The sequence below is a fragment of the Thalassospira lucentensis genome, from assembly GCF_050516545.1.
Classification (GTDB): Bacteria; Pseudomonadota; Alphaproteobacteria; order Rhodospirillales; family Thalassospiraceae; genus Thalassospira; species Thalassospira lucentensis_C.
In genome coordinates this window covers 2,133,817-2,151,454 of sequence record NZ_CP191544.1, presented here as the reverse complement: position 1 = coordinate 2,151,454, position 17,638 = coordinate 2,133,817, and the positions used below count along the sequence as shown (strand labels likewise).

15 protein-coding genes are annotated in these 17,638 nt (G+C 52.6%); 9 read left to right on the top strand and 6 right to left on the bottom strand.

The window, feature by feature from the left end; all coding sequences use genetic code 11:
• Positions 1 to 70 precede the first annotated feature (70 nt).
• Positions 71 to 358: a co-chaperone GroES gene (gene groES, locus ACQ0MK_RS09985; protein ID WP_430475876.1), complete on the top strand. Its 288-nt coding sequence runs from the start codon at positions 71 to 73 to the stop codon at positions 356 to 358.
• Between the two features lie 62 nt (positions 359 to 420).
• Positions 421 to 2,079 carry a chaperonin GroEL gene (groL, locus tag ACQ0MK_RS09980; protein ID WP_430475875.1) on the top strand — a complete coding sequence of 553 codons (1,659 nt, stop codon included), beginning with the start codon at positions 421 to 423 and terminating at the stop codon, positions 2,077 to 2,079.
• 140 nt (positions 2,080 to 2,219) lie between these two features.
• Here groL and ACQ0MK_RS09975 read toward each other — a convergent pair whose 3' ends face one another.
• On the bottom strand, positions 2,220 to 3,314 hold the full coding sequence (locus ACQ0MK_RS09975) for an NADH:flavin oxidoreductase/NADH oxidase (RefSeq protein WP_430475874.1): 1,095 nt from the start codon (positions 3,312 to 3,314) through the stop codon (positions 2,220 to 2,222).
• Between the two features lie 319 nt (positions 3,315 to 3,633).
• Between ACQ0MK_RS09975 and ACQ0MK_RS09970 the strand changes: the two genes are divergently transcribed.
• Positions 3,634 to 4,134, top strand: coding sequence for an Hsp20/alpha crystallin family protein (locus ACQ0MK_RS09970; RefSeq protein WP_430475873.1), 501 nt, complete (start codon positions 3,634 to 3,636; stop codon positions 4,132 to 4,134).
• 77 nt (positions 4,135 to 4,211) lie between these two features.
• Here the strand turns inward: ACQ0MK_RS09970 and ACQ0MK_RS09965 are convergent, their stop codons facing one another.
• Positions 4,212 to 5,324 carry a PLP-dependent cysteine synthase family protein gene (locus tag ACQ0MK_RS09965; protein ID WP_430475872.1) on the bottom strand — a complete coding sequence of 371 codons (1,113 nt, stop codon included), beginning with the start codon at positions 5,322 to 5,324 and terminating at the stop codon, positions 4,212 to 4,214.
• Between the two features lie 260 nt (positions 5,325 to 5,584).
• Here ACQ0MK_RS09965 and fliN point away from each other — a divergent pair, with 260 nt between their 5' ends.
• Together fliN and ACQ0MK_RS09955 are read left to right on the top strand one after the other, a co-directional pair.
• Positions 5,585 to 5,887, top strand: a complete 303-nt coding sequence (fliN, locus tag ACQ0MK_RS09960) for a flagellar motor switch protein FliN (RefSeq protein ID WP_350044226.1) — start codon at positions 5,585 to 5,587, stop codon at positions 5,885 to 5,887.
• A gap of 182 nt (positions 5,888 to 6,069) precedes the next feature.
• Positions 6,070 to 8,409 carry a glucose/quinate/shikimate family membrane-bound PQQ-dependent dehydrogenase gene (locus ACQ0MK_RS09955; RefSeq protein ID WP_430475871.1) on the top strand — a complete coding sequence of 780 codons (2,340 nt, stop codon included), beginning with the start codon at positions 6,070 to 6,072 and terminating at the stop codon, positions 8,407 to 8,409.
• A 73-nt stretch (positions 8,410 to 8,482) separates the two neighbouring features.
• Here the strand turns inward: ACQ0MK_RS09955 and ACQ0MK_RS09950 are convergent, their stop codons facing one another.
• From ACQ0MK_RS09950 to ACQ0MK_RS09940, 3 genes are all read right to left on the bottom strand, one after another.
• A complete protein-coding gene (locus ACQ0MK_RS09950) occupies positions 8,483 to 9,148 on the bottom strand; it encodes a tetratricopeptide repeat protein (protein WP_430475870.1) in 666 nt (221 codons plus the stop codon).
• A gap of 116 nt (positions 9,149 to 9,264) precedes the next feature.
• Positions 9,265 to 9,621 (bottom strand): DUF2794 domain-containing protein, encoded by a 357-nt coding sequence (locus tag ACQ0MK_RS09945; protein WP_350161868.1) that lies wholly within the window; start codon positions 9,619 to 9,621, stop codon positions 9,265 to 9,267.
• 173 nt (positions 9,622 to 9,794) lie between these two features.
• Positions 9,795 to 10,220 (bottom strand): hypothetical protein, encoded by a 426-nt coding sequence (locus ACQ0MK_RS09940; RefSeq protein WP_350042194.1) that lies wholly within the window; start codon positions 10,218 to 10,220, stop codon positions 9,795 to 9,797.
• 534 nt (positions 10,221 to 10,754) lie between these two features.
• Here ACQ0MK_RS09940 and ACQ0MK_RS09935 point away from each other — a divergent pair.
• The 4 genes from ACQ0MK_RS09935 to ACQ0MK_RS09920 all read left to right on the top strand — a co-directional run bounded on the left by ACQ0MK_RS09935 (position 10,755) and on the right by ACQ0MK_RS09920 (position 16,337).
• Complete coding sequence (locus ACQ0MK_RS09935; protein WP_350161866.1) at positions 10,755 to 11,405, top strand: tetratricopeptide repeat protein; 651 nt, start codon at positions 10,755 to 10,757, stop codon at positions 11,403 to 11,405.
• Positions 11,406 to 11,472: 67 nt separating this feature from the next.
• Positions 11,473 to 12,813 carry a PQQ-binding-like beta-propeller repeat protein gene (locus ACQ0MK_RS09930; RefSeq protein WP_430475869.1) on the top strand — a complete coding sequence of 447 codons (1,341 nt, stop codon included), beginning with the start codon at positions 11,473 to 11,475 and terminating at the stop codon, positions 12,811 to 12,813.
• Between the two features lie 108 nt (positions 12,814 to 12,921).
• Entirely contained in the window at positions 12,922 to 14,448 is a 1,527-nt protein-coding gene (gene der, locus ACQ0MK_RS09925; protein WP_430475868.1) for a ribosome biogenesis GTPase Der, read from the top strand.
• 206 nt (positions 14,449 to 14,654) lie between these two features.
• Complete coding sequence (locus ACQ0MK_RS09920) at positions 14,655 to 16,337, top strand: sensor domain-containing diguanylate cyclase (protein WP_430475867.1); 1,683 nt, start codon at positions 14,655 to 14,657, stop codon at positions 16,335 to 16,337.
• Positions 16,338 to 16,501: 164 nt separating this feature from the next.
• On the opposite strand, the gene ACQ0MK_RS09915 is transcribed toward ACQ0MK_RS09920, so the two are convergent.
• On the bottom strand, positions 16,502 to 17,539 hold the full coding sequence (locus ACQ0MK_RS09915; RefSeq protein WP_430475866.1) for an aldo/keto reductase: 1,038 nt from the start codon (positions 17,537 to 17,539) through the stop codon (positions 16,502 to 16,504).
• Positions 17,540 to 17,638: the final 99 nt, after the last annotated feature.

The following is a 17,638-nucleotide window of genomic DNA, read 5'->3' as shown; positions in this document are numbered from 1 at the left end:
CTAATACGGGCTCATCCCGGTTAGTCGTAGTTTTAAACGAGCCTTAAAATTTAACACGGAGTTGTCTAAAATGAAGTTCCGTCCGTTGCATGATCGAGTACTGGTACGTCGTGTCGAGTCTGACACCAAGACTGCCGGTGGCATCATTATCCCGGATACCGCGAAAGAAAAACCGCAGGAAGGCGAAGTCGTCGCTGTGGGTTCTGGCGCGCGTAAAGAAGACGGCTCGGTCGTCGCTCTTGACGTCAAAGCAGGTGACAAGGTTCTGTTCGGCAAATGGTCGGGCACCGAAGTCAAGGTTGACGGCGAAGAGCTGCTGATCATGAAAGAGTCCGACATTATGGGCATCATGGAATAAGTCAGCCCTTTTTGGGTGATTTAAGTCCACGTTCATCCGTCTCATAGAGAGGAAAGAATATTATGGCTGCTAAAGAAGTAAAATTCTCCACCGACGCACGCGCTAAAATGCTGCGCGGTGTCGACATCCTTGCAGATGCTGTCAAGGTGACCCTCGGCCCGAAAGGCCGTAACGTTGTTATCGAAAAATCCTTTGGCGCACCGCGCGTAACCAAAGACGGTGTTTCGGTTGCCAAAGAAATCGAACTTTCAGACAAGTTCGAAAACATGGGCGCACAGATGCTGCGCGAAGTTGCGTCACGCACCGCCGATATGGCTGGTGACGGCACGACCACCGCAACCGTTCTGGCACAGGCTATCGTTCGTGAAGGTAACAAATCTGTTGCTGCCGGCATGAACCCCATGGACCTGAAACGCGGTATCGATCTTGCGACCAACAAAGTCATCGAATCGATTTCTAGCCGTGCACGTAAAGTAACCGGCCGCGATGAAATCGCACAGGTTGGTAACATTTCGGCAAACGGTGACCGTGAAGTTGGCGATATGATCGCTGAAGCCATGGAAAAAGTTGGCAACGAAGGTGTTATCACCGTCGAAGAAGCCAAAGGCCTGCACACTGAACTCGACGTTGTCGAAGGCATGCAGTTCGACCGTGGTTACCTGTCGCCTTACTTCGTGACCAATCCTGAGAAAATGGTCGTTGATATGGATGCTCCTTACATCCTTCTCTTCGACAAAAAAATCTCATCGCTGCAGCCGGTTCTTCCGTTGCTCGAAGCAGTTGTTCAGACCGGCAAGCCGCTTCTGATCATTGCTGAAGACATCGAAGGCGAAGCATTGGCAACCCTGGTTGTCAACAAGCTGCGCGGTGGTCTGAAAATCGCTGCTGTTAAAGCACCGGGCTTCGGCGACCGTCGTAAAGCCATGCTCGAAGACATCGCCATCCTTACCGGTGGTCAGGTTGTCTCCGAAGATCTCGGCATCAAGCTTGAAAGCGTGACCCTTGATATGCTTGGTACCGCGAAATCGGTTACCATCACCAAAGAAGAAACCACCCTCGTTGATGGTGCTGGTGAAAAAGCACAGATCGAAGCACGTGTCGGTCAGATCCGCGCTCAGATCGAAGAAACCACCTCTGATTACGATCGTGAAAAACTGCAGGAACGTCTGGCGAAACTCGCTGGCGGTGTTGCTGTGATCAAAATCGGTGGCGCTTCGGAAATCGAAGTTAAAGAACGTAAAGACCGCGTTGACGATGCTCTGCACGCAACCCGCGCTGCTGTCGAAGAAGGCATCGTTGCTGGTGGTGGTACGGCTCTGCTGTACTCTGTCCGTGCGCTTGAAGGTCTTGAAGGTGAAAACCACGACCAGACCATCGGTGTTGACATCGTTCGTCGTGCACTTCAGGCACCGGTTCGCCAGATTGCTCAGAACGCAGGCGTTGACGGTGCGGTTGTTGCCGGCAAACTGCTTGAGCAGGATGACGTCGAGTTCGGTTATGACGCCCAGAAAGGCGAATACACCAACCTGATCAAAGCTGGCATCATCGACCCGGCCAAAGTTGTTCGTACTGCTCTGCAGGACGCAGCATCGGTCGCAGGTCTGCTGATCACCACCGAATGCATGATCGCTGACAAACCGGAAGATAAATCTTCTGGCGGCGGCGCACCTGACATGGGTGGCATGGGCGGTATGGGCGGCATGGGCGGTATGGGCTTCTAAGCCTTACCAACCAAACCGACCTTTTCCCTACAGGAAGGGCCCCGCAATTGCGGGGCCCTTTTCTGTTGTGCGTCCCTGTTTGGTTGAATTCAAATAGATCAAAGCCCGGCAATTGATGTGCCGGGCTTTGATGTGTCGTCTTATCCAAACAGCTTTTTCAATGTCCGGGGCTGACAGCGCAGATATTGCGGGGCGGCTTTGACTTCCGCGCCAAGTGCGGCGGCCGCATGCCAGGGCCAGCGTGGGTCATATAGAATACCACGGGCAAGGGCGATGGCATCGGCCTGACCGGTAAAGGTAATGGCTTCTGCCTGTTCGGCTTCAGTGATCAGGCCGACCGCAATGGTGGTCATGCCGGTTTCGGCTTTGATGCGGGCGGCAAACGGCACCTGATAATTCGGGCCAACCGGGATTTTCTGGTCAATGTGAAGACCACCCGATGACACATGGATAAAGTCGCAATTGCGGGCTTTAAGGCCCATTGCAAGCGCGACACTTTGATCAATGTCCCAGCCATCCGCGACCCAGTCACTTGCCGAAATACGCACGCCAACCGGATAGTTCGGGCCAACGGCGTCCCGGATGGCATCATGAACTTCAAAAACGATCCGGGTGCGGTTTTCAAATGATCCGCCATATTCGTCATCGCGCTTGTTGGCGTGGGGTGAGAGGAATTGATGGAGCAAGTAACCATGTGCCGAATGAATTTCAATCGCGGCAAGGCTAAGGCGCACCGCACGTTTGGCACTTTCGACAAAGGCCTGCACAATTTCTGCGATGCCGGCTTTGGTCAGGGATTCCGGGATCGGATCGCCTTCGCGGAACGGAACAGCAGACGGGGCGCGTACCTGCCAGCCATTGGCGTGATCAGGATCAATCGCACCGCCACCATCCCAAGGCTTTTCACAAGATGCCTTGCGCCCGGCATGAGCCAGTTGAATGGCGACGGGCATATCAGAATGGCTGCGTATGGCGGTCAGGGTCTTGGCAAGGGCTGCTTCGGTTTCATCATCCCACAGGCCAACATCGCCATAGGTAATGCGGCCTTCGGGGGCGACCGCTGTGGCCTCGATAATCAAAAGGCTGGCGCCCGATTGGGCAAGATTGCCAAGATGCATGTCATGCCAGTGGGTGGTTTTGCCGTTATCAGCCGAATATTGGCACATCGGGGCAATGATAATGCGGTTATCAAGGGCAAGCTTGCCCAGCGAGAAGGGGGAGAAAAGCGTGCTCATCTATCATCCTTGTTATGGCGGTTGGCGGCAATGCCGCCAGACAATGAAATGAAGCTAGTCTGAAGGTGATCCTCGCGCCAGTGTCGTGGGGGCTGATCCTTGGTTATTCCAAAAGATGGAATGCCAAATCCTAATGATCACAAGGGTTTTCAAAAAAGTTCGGGAAAAATTCAAAAAAATGATCCGGGCTACTTGCGGAAATTTCCCCCTGATCTATCTCAAGGGTGCAAAGGGGCATGGTGCCCTGATACGCGTCAAGGTTGCAGCCTGGTCTGGACTGATGGCGCAAGATTGCTCGTCTGTAATGGAGGGTACTATAATGACTGGTCTTCAGACTCTTAACGGATCCCGTCGTCTGTCTTCTGCACCGACTTACGGTGATCCTTTCACGTTTATTGCCCGCGATGTTGATCGCATGATCGGCTCGATTTTCGGTCATCATGCAACGCCGTCCAAGGCGTCAACCGAAGGCGGAGATGTTGCCGAAAACTGGCTGAGCCCACGCATCGACGTGTTTGATGCCGAAGATCACATCGAACTTTCTGCCGAACTTCCCGGTGTCGAACAGGACGATGTTGATGTGTCGGTTCTTGACGGTGTTTTGACCATCACGGGTGAAAAGAAATCCACCCGTGAGTCCGCTGAAGGTGCCCGTGTTGTTGAACGCAGCTTTGGCAGCTTCAAACGGTCCTTCCGCCTGAACGATACGATTGATGCAGAGAATATTACGGCATCATTCAAGAACGGTGTTTTGCTTCTTACTCTTCCCAAAGTAGCAGAACAGAAACCTGAGCCGCGCAAAATCGCGATCAGCGGCTAAGCTTTTTCTCTCCTCCCTTGAGAATGTCTCCCTAGTGTTGCCTGACGGGCGGTTTTTACCGCCCGTCTTTTTTATGATTAACGCCCGGCATAGCCGATGCAGTGATCAAGCGGCATATTCAGCAACCCGGTCTCGTCAAACCGGTTAAGGGCATCAGTCCAGGGCGCAAGGTCGATATTTTGCGCCTTGATCCAGTCGGGATTGTAATAGGTATCGCAATAACGATCCCCGCCATCACACAGCAATGTCACCACGGATCCGGTTTGACCGGCCTTCTTCATTTCCGTAATCAGCGATAGGGTCGCGATCAGGTTGGTTCCGGTCGATCCACCACAGCGACGGCCAAGGTGCTTTGTCAGATAATGCAAGGCGGCAAAGCTTGCGGCATCGGGGATGCGATACATGCGGTCAACAACGGTTGGGTTAAAGCTTGGCTCTACCCGTGGACGGCCGATACCTTCCACCCGTGATCCTTTGTCCCCGGTCACCGAACAGTCGCCGGTTTCATAGCCGTTATAGAAGACCGAGTTTTCCGGATCCGCGACGCACAATTCACATCCTGCACCAAGAATGCGTCCATAGCGGATGTAGCGGCCAATGGTCGATGAAGTGCCACCCGTACCTGCGCCAACAACGACCCAGCGGGGCACGGGGTGGGCTTCACGTTTGAGCTGATCGAAGATGCTTTCGGCAATGTTGTTATTGCCGCGCCAATCGGTTGCCCGTTCGGCATAGGTGAACTGATCCATGTAATGGCCGCCAAGTTCACCGGCAAGACGTTGGGATTCTTCGTAAATCTGACCGCTATGATCGACCAGATGGCTTTCACCGCCATAAAAGGCGATCTGATCTATTTTTTGCTGAGAGGTTGATTTCGGCATCACGGCAATGAAGCGCAGACCCAGCAATCGGGCAAAATAGGCCTCCGATACTGCTGTTGAGCCACTTGATGCCTCGATGATCGGGGTGTTTTTATCGATCCAGCCATTGCAGAGCCCATACAAAAACAATGACCGTGCAAGGCGGTGTTTCAGGCTGCCCGACGGGTGGGTCGATTCATCTTTCAGATACAATCCGATGCCATCAAGTTTTGGCAGATCAAGGCGAATTAGATGGGTGTCTGCGGATCGATTGAAATCGGCTTCGATGATGCTGATGGCTTCAGCCACCCATTGGCGGTCATATGTCATGAAACGTCCTGATGATCGGTTATTTCTGTCTGGTGCGATGGGCGTTAGCCCCGTCTGGCAAAGGTGTAGGGGATTATAATACAGAAAACTACAGTGAAATTGTGTCGATACATTTTGCCCGATAACAGGGGCAAGGGTGATGCATACGGTGAAATTAAGCTAATTTTTAAGAGATAAGGCTTGCTAACACTTTTTTCAAAGCTAACCTCTAGGATACAAGGTTGATGATTCTTTCGATCTTATTGGATGGCCCGAACATTATGGCTAAAGACGACAAAGATCCGTTCCATACGCGCCATGGTGCATCAGAAATTGGTGCGGCCTATGACGTGCCCGTGCGTGTTTCAACGGTGATTGGCAAAAGCCAGATTCAGGTGGCTCAGTTGATGCGCCTGACACGCGGGGCGGTTCTGGAGCTGGACCGTCGTGTCGGGGAGCCGGTTGATATTTACGTCAATAACCGTCTGGTCGCCCGTGGGGAACTGGTGGTGGTGGATGAAAACCTTGGCGTGACGATCACGGAAGTGGTCAAAACCGGGACGATCATTGAAACCCATCATTGATCATTCATTGTCGATGAAAAAATTCAAACCACCGTGTCGCACTGGCCGGTGGTTTTGTTTTGGGCCCTCTGGAACTTTAAGACGCGCCAAACGTTTGGCGGGGAAAGTCCTTTAAAATGCCACATTGCAGCCAAAGGCTGTGACGGTGTTTCCTGACCTCAGTTAAAACGAGGGCGAATTCCATGCTGAATTTCCTGACATCGGGTCTTCTGACCCTGATCGGTCTTGCGCTTGCTATGGGCGGTGCTTGGCTGATTTCGCTTGGTGGCAGCTGGTACTATGCGCTGGCAGGGCTGGCGTTTCTGGTCGCGGCCTTCTTGTCGTTCAAACGTAAACCGGCACTGCTGCCGTTTTACGCGGTGTTTCTGGTCGCCAGTCTGGCGTGGGCCGTGTGGGAAGCTGGGTTTGACTGGTGGCAGCTTGGTCCGCGTGGCGGGCTTACCGTCCTGATTGGTTTGTGGCTGATCACACCGGCATTTCGCAAGACATTGGTTTCGGGGAAACCGGTGCCCGATGTCAAACCAACCCGTTCCTTCCTGCTTGAAGGCAGTGTGGTTCTGGCGGTGATTGTTGCGGTTTATTCCATGATGAACAATCCAAACGAAGTTACCGGGGCGTTGCCCAGTGATCCGGTGGTCAGCAGCCCATCTTATGGTGGAACGGTGCCCGATGGCGATTGGCATCAATATGGTCGCACGCCATATGGGCAGCGCTATTCACCGCTTGATCAGATCAATATCGAAAATGTCACATCCCTAGAACAGGCATGGGTTTATCAGACCGGTGATATGAAGCGCGTCGATGACGTGCCCGAAACGACGTATCAGGTCACGCCGCTGAAAGTTGGCGAAACGCTTTATCTGTGTACACCGCACAGCTGGGCAATTGCGATTGACGCAAATACCGGACAGGAAAAATGGAAATTCGATCCCGGCATTCCGCAAAATCCGGATCGGCAGCATCAGACATGCCGCGGTGTGACCTATTACAAGGACCCGGGAGTCTCGGAAAACGGGCCTTGCACCGCCCGTGTATTCTTACCGACATCTGATGCGCGCCTGATTGCATTGGATGCCGATACAGGCGAGGTTTGCCCATCCTTTGGCGATGAAGGCACTGTGCATCTTGAAACGGGCATGCCGTACAATCCGGCGGGGTATTATTATTCGACCTCACCGCCAGTGGCAGCCGATGGAAAGCTTATTATTGGCGGGGCGGTGAATGATAACTATTCAACCAAGTCCCAATCCGGCGTCATCCGTGCGTATGACATTAATACCGGGGAGCCGATCTGGAACTGGGATTCAGGTAATCCGGATCAGACAGAACCAATTCCGGAAGGCCAGACCTATACCGCCAATTCGCCCAATAGCTGGTCGGTTTCGAGTGCAGATGAAATGCTTGGCATGATCTATGTACCGCTGGGCAATAAGGTGCCTGATCAGCTTGGTATGAACCGCGATGAGAATGTTGAAACCTATTCATCTTCCATCGTCGCCCTTAGCCTTGAAACAGGGCAGGTCCAATGGGTGCGTCAGACCGTCCACCATGATCTTTGGGATATGGATGTTCCGGCCCAGCCAGCGCTGCTTGATATCACCAATCAGGATGGTCAAACGGTGCCCGCCCTTGTCGGTCCGACCAAACAGGGTGACATTTATGTCCTTGATCGCCGGACGGGCGAGCCAATCATTCCGGTCACTGAAGTTCCGGCACCTGGCGGGGCAATTCCCGAAGACTTTACTGCACCGACCCAACCGGTATCTGATTTGACCTTTATGCCCGAACCCCTGACGGAAAAGGATATGTGGGGCATTACCCTGTTTGATCAATTGGCGTGTCGTATTGCGTTCCATCAGTTGAAATATGAAGGCCGATATACGCCGCCATCCTTGCAAGGGTCGCTGATTTACCCGGGTAATTTCGGGACCTTTAACTGGGGCAGTGTTGCGGTTGATCCGGAACGTCAGGTGATGTTTGGCATGCCGACCTATCTTGCCTTTACATCGCAATTGATCCCGCGCGATGAAGTGCCGCCACCCGGAACGGAAAAGGCCAGCGAGATGGGCATTAACCGCAATGTCGGCGCACCTTATGCGGTAAGTATGGGGCCGTTTTTATCCCCGCTTGGTGTTCCGTGTCAGGCTCCACCGTGGGGCTATGTCGCCGGTGCTGATCTGCGTACAGGCAAGATCGCCTACAAACATAAAAACGGCACCGTCGAAGATATGACGCCGTTACCGTTGCCATTCGAGGTCGGTGTGCCCGGAATTGGCGGTCCGATCATAACCAAGGGCGGTGTCGCGTTCCTTGGTGCGGCAGTGGATAACTATTTCCGCGCCTATGATGTGTCGACCGGCAACCAATTGTGGGAAACACGTCTTCCGGCCGGTGGGCAGTCGACCCCGATGACCTATCAGACCAAAGACGGCACGCAATATGTGCTGATTGTTGCTGGCGGGCATGGGTCAATCGGAACAACGCCGGGGGATTACGTGATCGCCTATAAGCTGTCCGAGTGACCGGCTTTAAGTGGATTTGAGACAACAAAGGGACCTGTCATGCAGGTCCCTTTGTTGTGTTTGTTGGAGGAGTTTATCCGGCAGCCTCGTTGGTCAGGCGATCATTGATCCGTTTGATTTCTTCGGGACGCAGGCGAGGTTCAAGGGCGGAAACTGCGGCCTTGGCATCCATCGGTTTTTCTTCTTCTGCCCCGGTGGGCAGGGATACTACGCCAAGGGTTGCGCGTTTTAACCAGTAATAAGATTCCGCGTAATTTTGCGGAACCCCCCAGCCGCGTTCAAGCATCGCCCCGAACATGAATTGCGCGGCATGCATGTTTTCCTTGGCGGCAATCTCAAAATAATGGGCGGCTTCGACAAAGTTTTGCGATGCGCCGCGCCCATGGAAATACTGTGCCCCGATCAAATAGGCGGCATTGGCATTGTGCGGGTTGATGTGAAGGGCGCGTTTGAAATACTCGGTCGCGCGGAACTGATCATAGTTCAAGCCGTGCCCGTTAAAATACAGCAACCCGATATAATAGGTCGCGCCACCGTGATTGGCTTTGGCGGCTTGTGAAAACCACTTGGCGGCCTGCTTGTAATCAACCGGTCCTGTTTCGCCGCGATAATACAACAGGCCAAGGGCATATTGTGCAAACGGATCGTGATTGTTTGCCGCCACATGCCACTGGCTTTGCGCCAAGGCAAAATTGCCAGATTGATAGGCGCGATACCCTGACTGGTATTCCGCACTCATCTGTGTCGCCGGGCTAGGGGATGGCAGGGCCGAGATTGCGACGGAGAGGGAGACGGCGAATGCGACATTTCGAAAAAGATTTGAAACAACGGATCGAGATGGCGCGGTCATTTTTGTCATGAATGGGTTTTGAACAGCGGGATCACTTTGCGGGCGCGTTTTTCGATGGCCTCAAGGACATTGTTGATGTCTGAACTTTGCTTGATCCGCTGCCCGCTATGCAGGGCAAGAAACTGGCCGGCGTTCTTGTGTTCGGGACCAAGTTTGATGACCGCAAATAATGGGGTCTCATGGGCGCTGCGAAAGATTGAAAACATCGCCATGCCATCCAGATGGTCAATCGCATAATCACGCCAGGCGCCGCTTGCGACCTGACGGGAATATGTGTTCATGAGCCTCATAAGTTCTGCCCGGTCAAAATGCACAAAGCTTTTGGCTTTGCGGTATTTGGCCAAATCGAACAATGTTCCCATGTCATGCTCCGGCAGTCTGGACCCTAAAGATGGCGTCATCCCGCATGCCCGAAAATGACAGCCATATGACACGGTAGCGTGGATTGGCAATTGCCTCAAGTTTCAATGAAAAAAACCAGCCGCGCGGTTAAACCTGCGGGCTGGTTATGATCGAACGATCAAGGGCTTGGCGGTTAAAGACTGCGTGAACGGGTCGGTGGCCAGTCCACAGTCTGGGAGCCCGTGTTATAGGGGTCGGGCGTGCGATAGCAGCTGACCGCCGCCAGCGTGCGATAACAATAAAGCGGGGGTTCAGGCACCGGGTCTTTTTTGCAATAGGATTTGCCATCAATCTTGCGGATGGTCGAGCAATCCTGACCGGTGGAAAGGGATACGGCATGATCAATAAGGGTTTTGTCCGTATTGATGATGCTGATCACGTCAAAGGCCAGATACCATTCGCCGCCGGTAAACAGGCTGGTTCCGGCTATGTCTGACATGGTTGTGCTGCAACCAGAAACGCTTGTCCCCAGCAAGGCCGCAAACAATCCGGCAAGGATGCGTTGTCGAATGATACGTTTGGCATCGAAGCGGCTATGAACAATCTGGCGGCGTTTCATGATGGTCTCCGTCCAGCCACCGGGCAATTTTGACCGATGACATTGTGAAATCTGTTCCCTTGGCATTTACCAAAGCAAACCTTGTGCCGAATTTGCCATATTGGCCTGTCTGTTTTTGATGTGGGCGGTTTTAGTGTTGTTTTCAGCCTGTTTCGCGCAATTCTGTTGGATCGAATATACATCTGATGGGCGTGCTTTCGCCTTGAGATTTATCCTTGATAATGTACGCCAATCCTTTCCAAGCGGTTTAAACCGGCATGTAACGGCAAAGACGGGCAGGCAATTCTTTCCCTTTTGCGAAGAAATGCCGTAATTTGCCCAAAACTCTGGTTTTGTTTGACGATGAAATTGGCGCGAAAAGCGGTTTGATATGGGTGGAATCCGGTAATCGGGTAAAATAATCGCCTGAAAGCTGTGATTGGTGTCGAGCAGACTTGACCCTGTGCGTGCTGGCGCGTTAAATCCTTGCCAGATTTATTTTCAGATAAGCGGGCAAGTTGCCCGCTTTATTGTGACCGGATTGGAGCCGTTTTCGTGGTTGATATTTTCCAGGAAGTCGAAGAAGACCTTAAGCGTGAACGCAGTGAAGAACTGTGGCGCAAATACGGGAAATACGTAATCGGTACCGCAGCTGTTATCGTGCTGGGTGTTGCAGGTCGTGAAGGCCTGAAAACTTACGAGCAGACCACCAGCATCGAAAACGGTACGCGCTTTGCCAATGCCGTCGAACTTGCCCAGGCAGGTGAAGACAAACAGGAAGCCGCACTTGAGGCACTTGATGCGATCATTGCCGATGGCAATGCCGGTTTTGTCGCCATGGGCCATTTCCAGAAAGCTGCGATTTACCTGCGCGCCGGGGCAACCCCGTCTGCGGTAAGCGAACTTGAAGCCGTTGCTGCGAACGACGACATTGATCAGGTTTATCGTGATCTTGCTGTTGTCCAGATCGCCATGAACAGTGCGACACAAAGCAATGCCAAAGACCTGATCGCGCAGTTGGAGCCGATCGCGGTTCCGGAAAATGCCTGGTATTACTCGGCACGTGAAATGATTGCGTTGCTTCATGTTGCTGCCGGTGATGTTGCAGCGGCCAAACCGCTTCTGACCGATATTGCCGATGATGGTGACGCGCCGTCTGGCATGCGGGCACGTGCAAGTGAAATTCTCAAGGCCGTTGGTGCCTGACCAGATCTAGGCAAAGGTTGGCCAGACAATGATCTGACCAACAGGACGTGAGCTTGAATTAGGGGATATGGTTTTGACCACACGCGGTATTAAGTCACTTCTGTGCGTTATGGGGCTGACTGGCCTTTTGGCAGGGTGTTCCAGTTGGCTGGGCCAAGCCGAAGATCCACCACTACCGGGTGAACGTATCTCCGTTCTGGCGTTGCAAAGTACGGTACAGCCTGACGTCGAATTATCTGATCAGCGTGTCATTCTGCCAGAACCAGAACCGATGGTCGATTGGCCGCAGAATGGCGGCTTCCCGAACCACGCATTGCACCATGTTGCGTTGGCAAGTGATGTCCTTGAGCAGGATTGGTCGGTCGATAGCGGCGAAGGGTCGATGGATGACAATCTTTTGCTTAATCAGGCGATCGTTGCCCGTGGTGTGATCTTTACCATTGATGCAAGTGCCGAAGTTCGCGCATTTGCTGCAGGTTCAGGCAAAGAAATCTGGTCGCTTGAACTTGCCCCGGAAGATGAAGAGGACAGCACCTTGCTTGGTGGTGGTCTGGCCTATGAAGGCGGGATCATTTACGCGACGACCGGTTTTGCCGAAATCATTGCGATTGACGCGCCAAGTGCAACCATCCTGTGGCGTGAACAGGTCAGTGCGCCGATGCGTTCGGCGCCAACTGTGCGCGGCGGGCGTATTTTTGCCATCACGATTGATAACCAGACGATTGCGCTCAATGCCTTGACCGGTGAAAACCTTTGGAACCATCGCGGTGCATCCGAGGGGGCGTCATTTATCGGCGGCGCCAGCCCGGCTGTTGACCAAGGTGTGGTGATTTCGGCCTATTCAACGGGTGAGATGTATGCGCTGCGTGTCGAGAACGGGCAGGTGATCTGGTCCGATGCGCTGGCCGGTGCCGGGCGCACAGATGCGGTTTCTGCAATTGCCGATATTCGGGGTTTGCCGGTGATTGACAATGATCTGGTGTTTGCGACCAGTAACTCCGGTTTGACCGTTGCGATTGACCTTCGGACAGGCTATCGGGTCTGGGAACTTGAAGCCGGTGGTATCCAGTCGCCATGGGTTGCAGGCGATTATATTTACGTTCTTACTAACACAAATGATCTGATTGCCTTGCGTCGGAAGACCGGACAGGTTAAATGGGTGACAGTTCTGCCACGTTTTGTCGATCCCGAAGACCAGGATGAGCCGATTGTTTGGACAGGTCCGGTTCTGGTTGGTGACAGGTTGATCGTTGGTAACGAGCAGGGCGAAGTAATGACTGTTTCCCCTTATAGCGGTGACATTCTTGGCAAGGACGAATTGTCCGGGCCAATTACCCTGCCGCCATCTGTTGCAGGTGACAGTCTTTACTTCCTGACTGCGGATGCCGATCTAATTGCATATCGCTGATCAGTAATAGAAGTTTTCCGCAAGGGTTCCTTGCAAGATTTGCGGTGCGCCGTGGGCTTTGATGCCTCCGGCGCATATCGCCGTTTATAACGAGAGTCTGAAAGTCAGATGTCGCTAAAAGTAGCTATTATCGGTCGCCCCAACGTTGGGAAGTCGACCTTGTTTAACCGTCTGGTCGGCAAAAAGCTGGCCCTGGTTGATGACCAGCCCGGTGTCACCCGCGACCGCCGTTATGGCAAGGCGCGGCTTGGTGATATGTCGTTCGATATTATCGATACCGCCGGTCTGGAAGAAGTATTTGATAATTCCGTCGAAGGCATGATGCGCCAGCAAAGTGAAATGGCGTTTGAGGAATGCGATATTGCGCTGTTCCTGATTGATGCCCGTGCGGGTTTGACCCCGCTTGACAATCACTTTGCCGATTGGCTGCGCAAACGCCACAAGCCGGTCTATGTCATTGCCAACAAGCATGAAGGCATTGCACAGGACCCGGGCCTGTATGAGGCCTATGGACTTGGACTTGGTGATGTTGCCCCGATTTCGGCTGAGCATGGTCTTGGGATCGAGCTGCTTTACGACATGCTCGAACCGCATTGGAAAGAATGGAAAGACCGCATTCGTGTTGCCAAACAGCATGCCCGTGAAGAAGCAAATGAAGCGGCTGGTTTGGACGCAGATGATGCGGATGACCAGATCGAGGATGATGACTTTGCCGATTATGGTGGCGAGGCCTTCCCATCGTTTGAAATCGAATTCAACGAAGATGATGAAGACGAAGACGGCGAGTTGATCGACGAAGGTCCGCGGGATAATTCAAAAATCCAGTTGGCAATCGTTGGCCGCCCGAATGCCGGTAAATCAACATTGCTTAATCAGCTTTTGGGTGAAAACCGCGTGATGACGGGGCCGCAGGCCGGGTTGACCCGCGATTCAATCGCCGTTGACTGGTCCTATGAAGGCCGTCCGTTCCGTTTGGTTGATACAGCCGGTATGCGCCGTAAGAAAAAGATCGATGACCGTGTTGAACGGCTTTCGGTTGCTGATACGCTGCGCGTGATCCGTTATGCACAGGTCGTTGTGTTGATGCTTGATGCGACCAACACGATGGACAAGCAGGACCTGACGATTGCCCGTATGGTGCTTGAAGAAGGCCGCGCCTTGATCATTGCAGTGAACAAGTGGGACACGATCACGGACAAGGCTGGTGTCATGCAGGCCCTTCGGGACAAGCTTGATACATCCTTTGCCCAGGCCAAAGGCATTCCGGTTCTGACTTTCTCGGCACTGACCGGGCGTGGGACTGAACGTCTGATGCCGACTGTTCTTGATATCCACGATATCTGGAGCCGTCGTATTTCAACATCGAAGCTTAACCGTTGGCTTGAAATTGTTAGCGAACGCCACTTGCCACCGGTCATTTCCGGGCGCCGTATTCGCCTGCGCTATATGACACAGGCAAAGGCACGTCCGCCAAGCTTCTTTATCAACTGTTCCAAGGCAGCAGAGCTTCCAGAAAGCTATACGCGTTACCTGATCAATGGTTTGCGCGAAGATTTCGATATGCCGGGCGTTCCGATCCGGATCAATCTGCGCAGCAGCGACAACCCGTTTGCGAACAAGAAAAAGAAACGCTAGTTTCAATAGCTTGGTAGCGAACCAATTTAGAACCGCCCTGTTGTCGCAGGGCGGTTTTTATTTTATGGTGTAGGTGACTATACTAAAGAATGGGATTTGAGTGAGGAATGTATATGTTTAATGGTAGTGAAAGCTTGTACGCAGGCCTTTACTTTCAGGCGTATCCAATGTGGCGATGTCATCGATAACCAAAACGGGCGGGGCTGATGCGACTAAAACACGTTTTGTTGATCTGTTTTCTCGTGCTTTCGGCATTGCCGTTGATCCTGAGTATCTGGACACTGCACAGTCATAGCTCCGCGCAGTATCGCAAGCAGATCGCTTCCAATCTTGATGCCATTTCCGAACTGGCAAAACAGCGTCTTTTGGCCACTGTTGATCACATTGATGATAATGCGACACTCTTGGCCAATAACGAGGCCGTGCGTCGGCATCTCGTTGATTTTGCGCGCACACGTGCCTACGAGCTCTATGATCAGATGGAAGCAAGCCTGCGTGAAGCAGAACATCAGATGGACAACATCATTGATGTCACGCTGTTTGCGCCGAACGGGCAGTTTTTGGCATCTGTCAATCAGCGCGCGACATCGTTTGATCCCAAATTGTTTCTTGATAAGGAACGCGCGATTTTTCTGGTGCATTCTCAGGAACTGATCATGCGCAGCATCACGCGTATCATGCGTGCGGGAGTCATACTTGGTTTCATGGTGGTTGATTTCGACGCAGATTTCATACTTGATCTGGTCGAGGACAGGACCGGCCTCGGCGAAACTGGTGAATGGCTGTTTGCTGTGCGCGACGCAGAAGGACATGCGCTGTTTGCCGTGCCGTTGAGATATGACCCAACGGCATCGTTCGTGCGCCGGGTACCCAAGGATCGCCTTGATGTTCCGATTACTCAGGCGATGCTCGGCAATGAGATTCTGATGGATGAAGCACCCGACTATCAAGGGATACCGGTCATGGCATCAACCCGCTACCTGCCGTCAATGGATTGGGGACTGGTTGCCAAAATCAATGAGTCGGAGATTGCATCGATTATTAGCGCAGCCAATCGGGTTTTGGAACTGATCGGTATCGGGATTCTGGTCCTCGCAATTATTGCTGCGATCTGGCTGTCCGGGGTAATTGCACGACCGGTCGAACAGCTTCGTCGATCCACACTCAGGGTGATTGATGGTGACTTTGATGTGGAGCCGATTGATGCCGGTTGGCGTGAGGCCAAGGATCTGGGGTCGTCATTCGCTAATATGGCTATCTCGCTTCAGGACCTGCGCGCGAACTTGCAGGAAAAGGTGTCTGAGCGCACCCGTGAACTGGACGAAGTTAATCAACAACTTATGGAGCTGTCTGTTCGCGACCCGCTCACTGGCGTACATAACCGTCGATATGTGACAGAACGCCTTGATGAAGAATTCGCACGTTCACGGCGTTATAATGGTCAATTGGGTGTTGCGATTCTTGATATTGATCATTTTAAGAAAATCAACGACACGCTTGGGCATGCTACGGGTGATGAAGTTCTTATTGGCCTTGCTTTTTGTGTTCAGAATGCCTTGAGGTCGTCTGATCTTTTCGGTCGAGTTGGCGGGGAAGAGTTTTGTATTGTCATCCCGGAAGCTGAACATCAAGGTGTCGTTCTGCTTCTGGAGCGCATCCGGGAAGAAATTCAAGCCCTGCCTTTCCAATTTGAAGGCAAGTCAATTTCCGTAACATGCAGTGTCGGTGTCGCATTCCTTGACGAAGAAATTCAAAGCTCGATGACATTGGTTGAATGTGCCGATAAGGCGCTTTATCACGCCAAAGCAACCGGCCGGAACAAGTTGGTCGTATATTCCGACATCCCCAAGGATGAACTTGAGGCGTCAACGCCAAGTCACATTGGGTAAGCTGGCACTGAAACCGCTTGGTAAAAAACTTCAGGTTTTAGATGGTTAGCGCACTTTGCATGTTGCTGATTTCAGAATTCTGATTCGTCTGTAACCCAAAACCGCCCACCGGGAACGGGGGCGGTTTCTGTGAGATCTGTGAAGCCTTGCTGACCCTTGAGCTATCAAGGGTAGCGTGGGGGATTAAGCCGGGAAAAACCTTCCTGAATGTAATAGGGGTAATGAGGATAGGGCGGCATGCGTTTGCTGACCCGGTCAAGACGGTCGATTTGGTCTTGTTCAAGTGACCAGCCCACGGCACCAAGATTGGAAATAAGTTGGCCTTCATTGCGGGCACCGATGATGACCGATGAAACGGTTGCGCGGGTCAAAAGCCAGTTGATGGCGATTTGCGGAACGGTTTTGCCGGTTTCCAATGCGATTTCATTAAGCACATCGACGATGTCATACAGCATTTCATCCTCAACCGGCGGACCGAACTGCGCTGTTTCATGCAGGCGACTGCCATCGGGGATTGGTGAATTGCGCCGGATTTTCCCGGTTAGTCGACCCCAACCCAATGGGCTCCAGACCAAAGCCCCAAGACCTTGATCCTCGGCGAATGGCATCAGATCCCACTCGTAATCCCGACCGATAAGCGAATAGTAAACCTGATGGGCGACATAGCGGGAATATCCATGCTGATCGGCAACAGACAAAGACTTCATAATTTGCCAGCTGGCGAAATTTGAAACGCCAATATAGCGTATCTTTCCAGCACGTATCAGGTCATCAAGCGTTGCCATGACTTCTTCTGGCGGGGTTGATGCGTCAAAGGCATGAAGTTGCAGCAGGTCAATATAATCGGTACCAATGCGTTTAAGGGCGGTATCTGTTGCCGTGATCAAGCGATCACGTGATGTGCCATATTCGTTGGCATGATCGCCCATTGGCAGGCCAAGTTTGGTTGAAATCAGGACTTTGTCCCGTTTGCCTTTGATCGCACTGCCAAGAACCGTTTCGGATGCGCCATTGGAATAGACATCTGCGCTGTCAAAAAGGTTCACGCCGTGTTCCAGACTGATATCAACCATTCTGCGGGCCCCGGCTTCATCAACCGTTCCCCAGTTGGAAAAAAGTGGGCCCTGACCGCCAAAGGTTCCAGCACCAAGTGACAATGCCGGAACGCGCAAACCGGACCGGCCAAGCTGTCTGTATTCCATTTCGATCTCCTGTCTTTATCGAAAAATGTGGTGAGCCCGAATATGGACAGAAGATCTATTTTCAACTAGAGGTAACCGAGGAACATTATTTGTGAGTTG

Excerpts from the sequence above, each read along its gene's own strand:
- ACQ0MK_RS09970 (WP_430475873.1), top strand. The coding sequence starts at position 3,634 with ATGACTGGTCTTCAGACTCTTAACGGATCCCGTCGTCTGTCTTCTGCA.
- ACQ0MK_RS09965 (WP_430475872.1), bottom strand. The coding sequence starts at position 5,324 with ATGACATATGACCGCCAATGGGTGGCTGAAGCCATCAGCATCATCGAA.
- fliN (WP_350044226.1), top strand. The coding sequence starts at position 5,585 with ATGGCTAAAGACGACAAAGATCCGTTCCATACGCGCCATGGTGCATCA.
- ACQ0MK_RS09940 (WP_350042194.1), bottom strand. The coding sequence starts at position 10,220 with ATGAAACGCCGCCAGATTGTTCATAGCCGCTTCGATGCCAAACGTATC.
- ACQ0MK_RS09955 (WP_430475871.1), top strand. The coding sequence starts at position 6,070 with ATGCTGAATTTCCTGACATCGGGTCTTCTGACCCTGATCGGTCTTGCG.
- groES (WP_430475876.1), top strand. The coding sequence starts at position 71 with ATGAAGTTCCGTCCGTTGCATGATCGAGTACTGGTACGTCGTGTCGAG.
- ACQ0MK_RS09975 (WP_430475874.1), bottom strand. The coding sequence starts at position 3,314 with ATGAGCACGCTTTTCTCCCCCTTCTCGCTGGGCAAGCTTGCCCTTGAT.
- ACQ0MK_RS09950 (WP_430475870.1), bottom strand. The coding sequence starts at position 9,148 with ATGAGTGCGGAATACCAGTCAGGGTATCGCGCCTATCAATCTGGCAAT.
- ACQ0MK_RS09945 (WP_350161868.1), bottom strand. The coding sequence starts at position 9,621 with ATGGGAACATTGTTCGATTTGGCCAAATACCGCAAAGCCAAAAGCTTT.
- ACQ0MK_RS09930 (WP_430475869.1), top strand. The coding sequence starts at position 11,473 with ATGGTTTTGACCACACGCGGTATTAAGTCACTTCTGTGCGTTATGGGG.
- ACQ0MK_RS09920 (WP_430475867.1), top strand. The coding sequence starts at position 14,655 with ATGCGACTAAAACACGTTTTGTTGATCTGTTTTCTCGTGCTTTCGGCA.
- ACQ0MK_RS09915 (WP_430475866.1), bottom strand. The coding sequence starts at position 17,539 with ATGGAATACAGACAGCTTGGCCGGTCCGGTTTGCGCGTTCCGGCATTG.
- groL (WP_430475875.1), top strand. The coding sequence starts at position 421 with ATGGCTGCTAAAGAAGTAAAATTCTCCACCGACGCACGCGCTAAAATG.
- der (WP_430475868.1), top strand. The coding sequence starts at position 12,922 with ATGTCGCTAAAAGTAGCTATTATCGGTCGCCCCAACGTTGGGAAGTCG.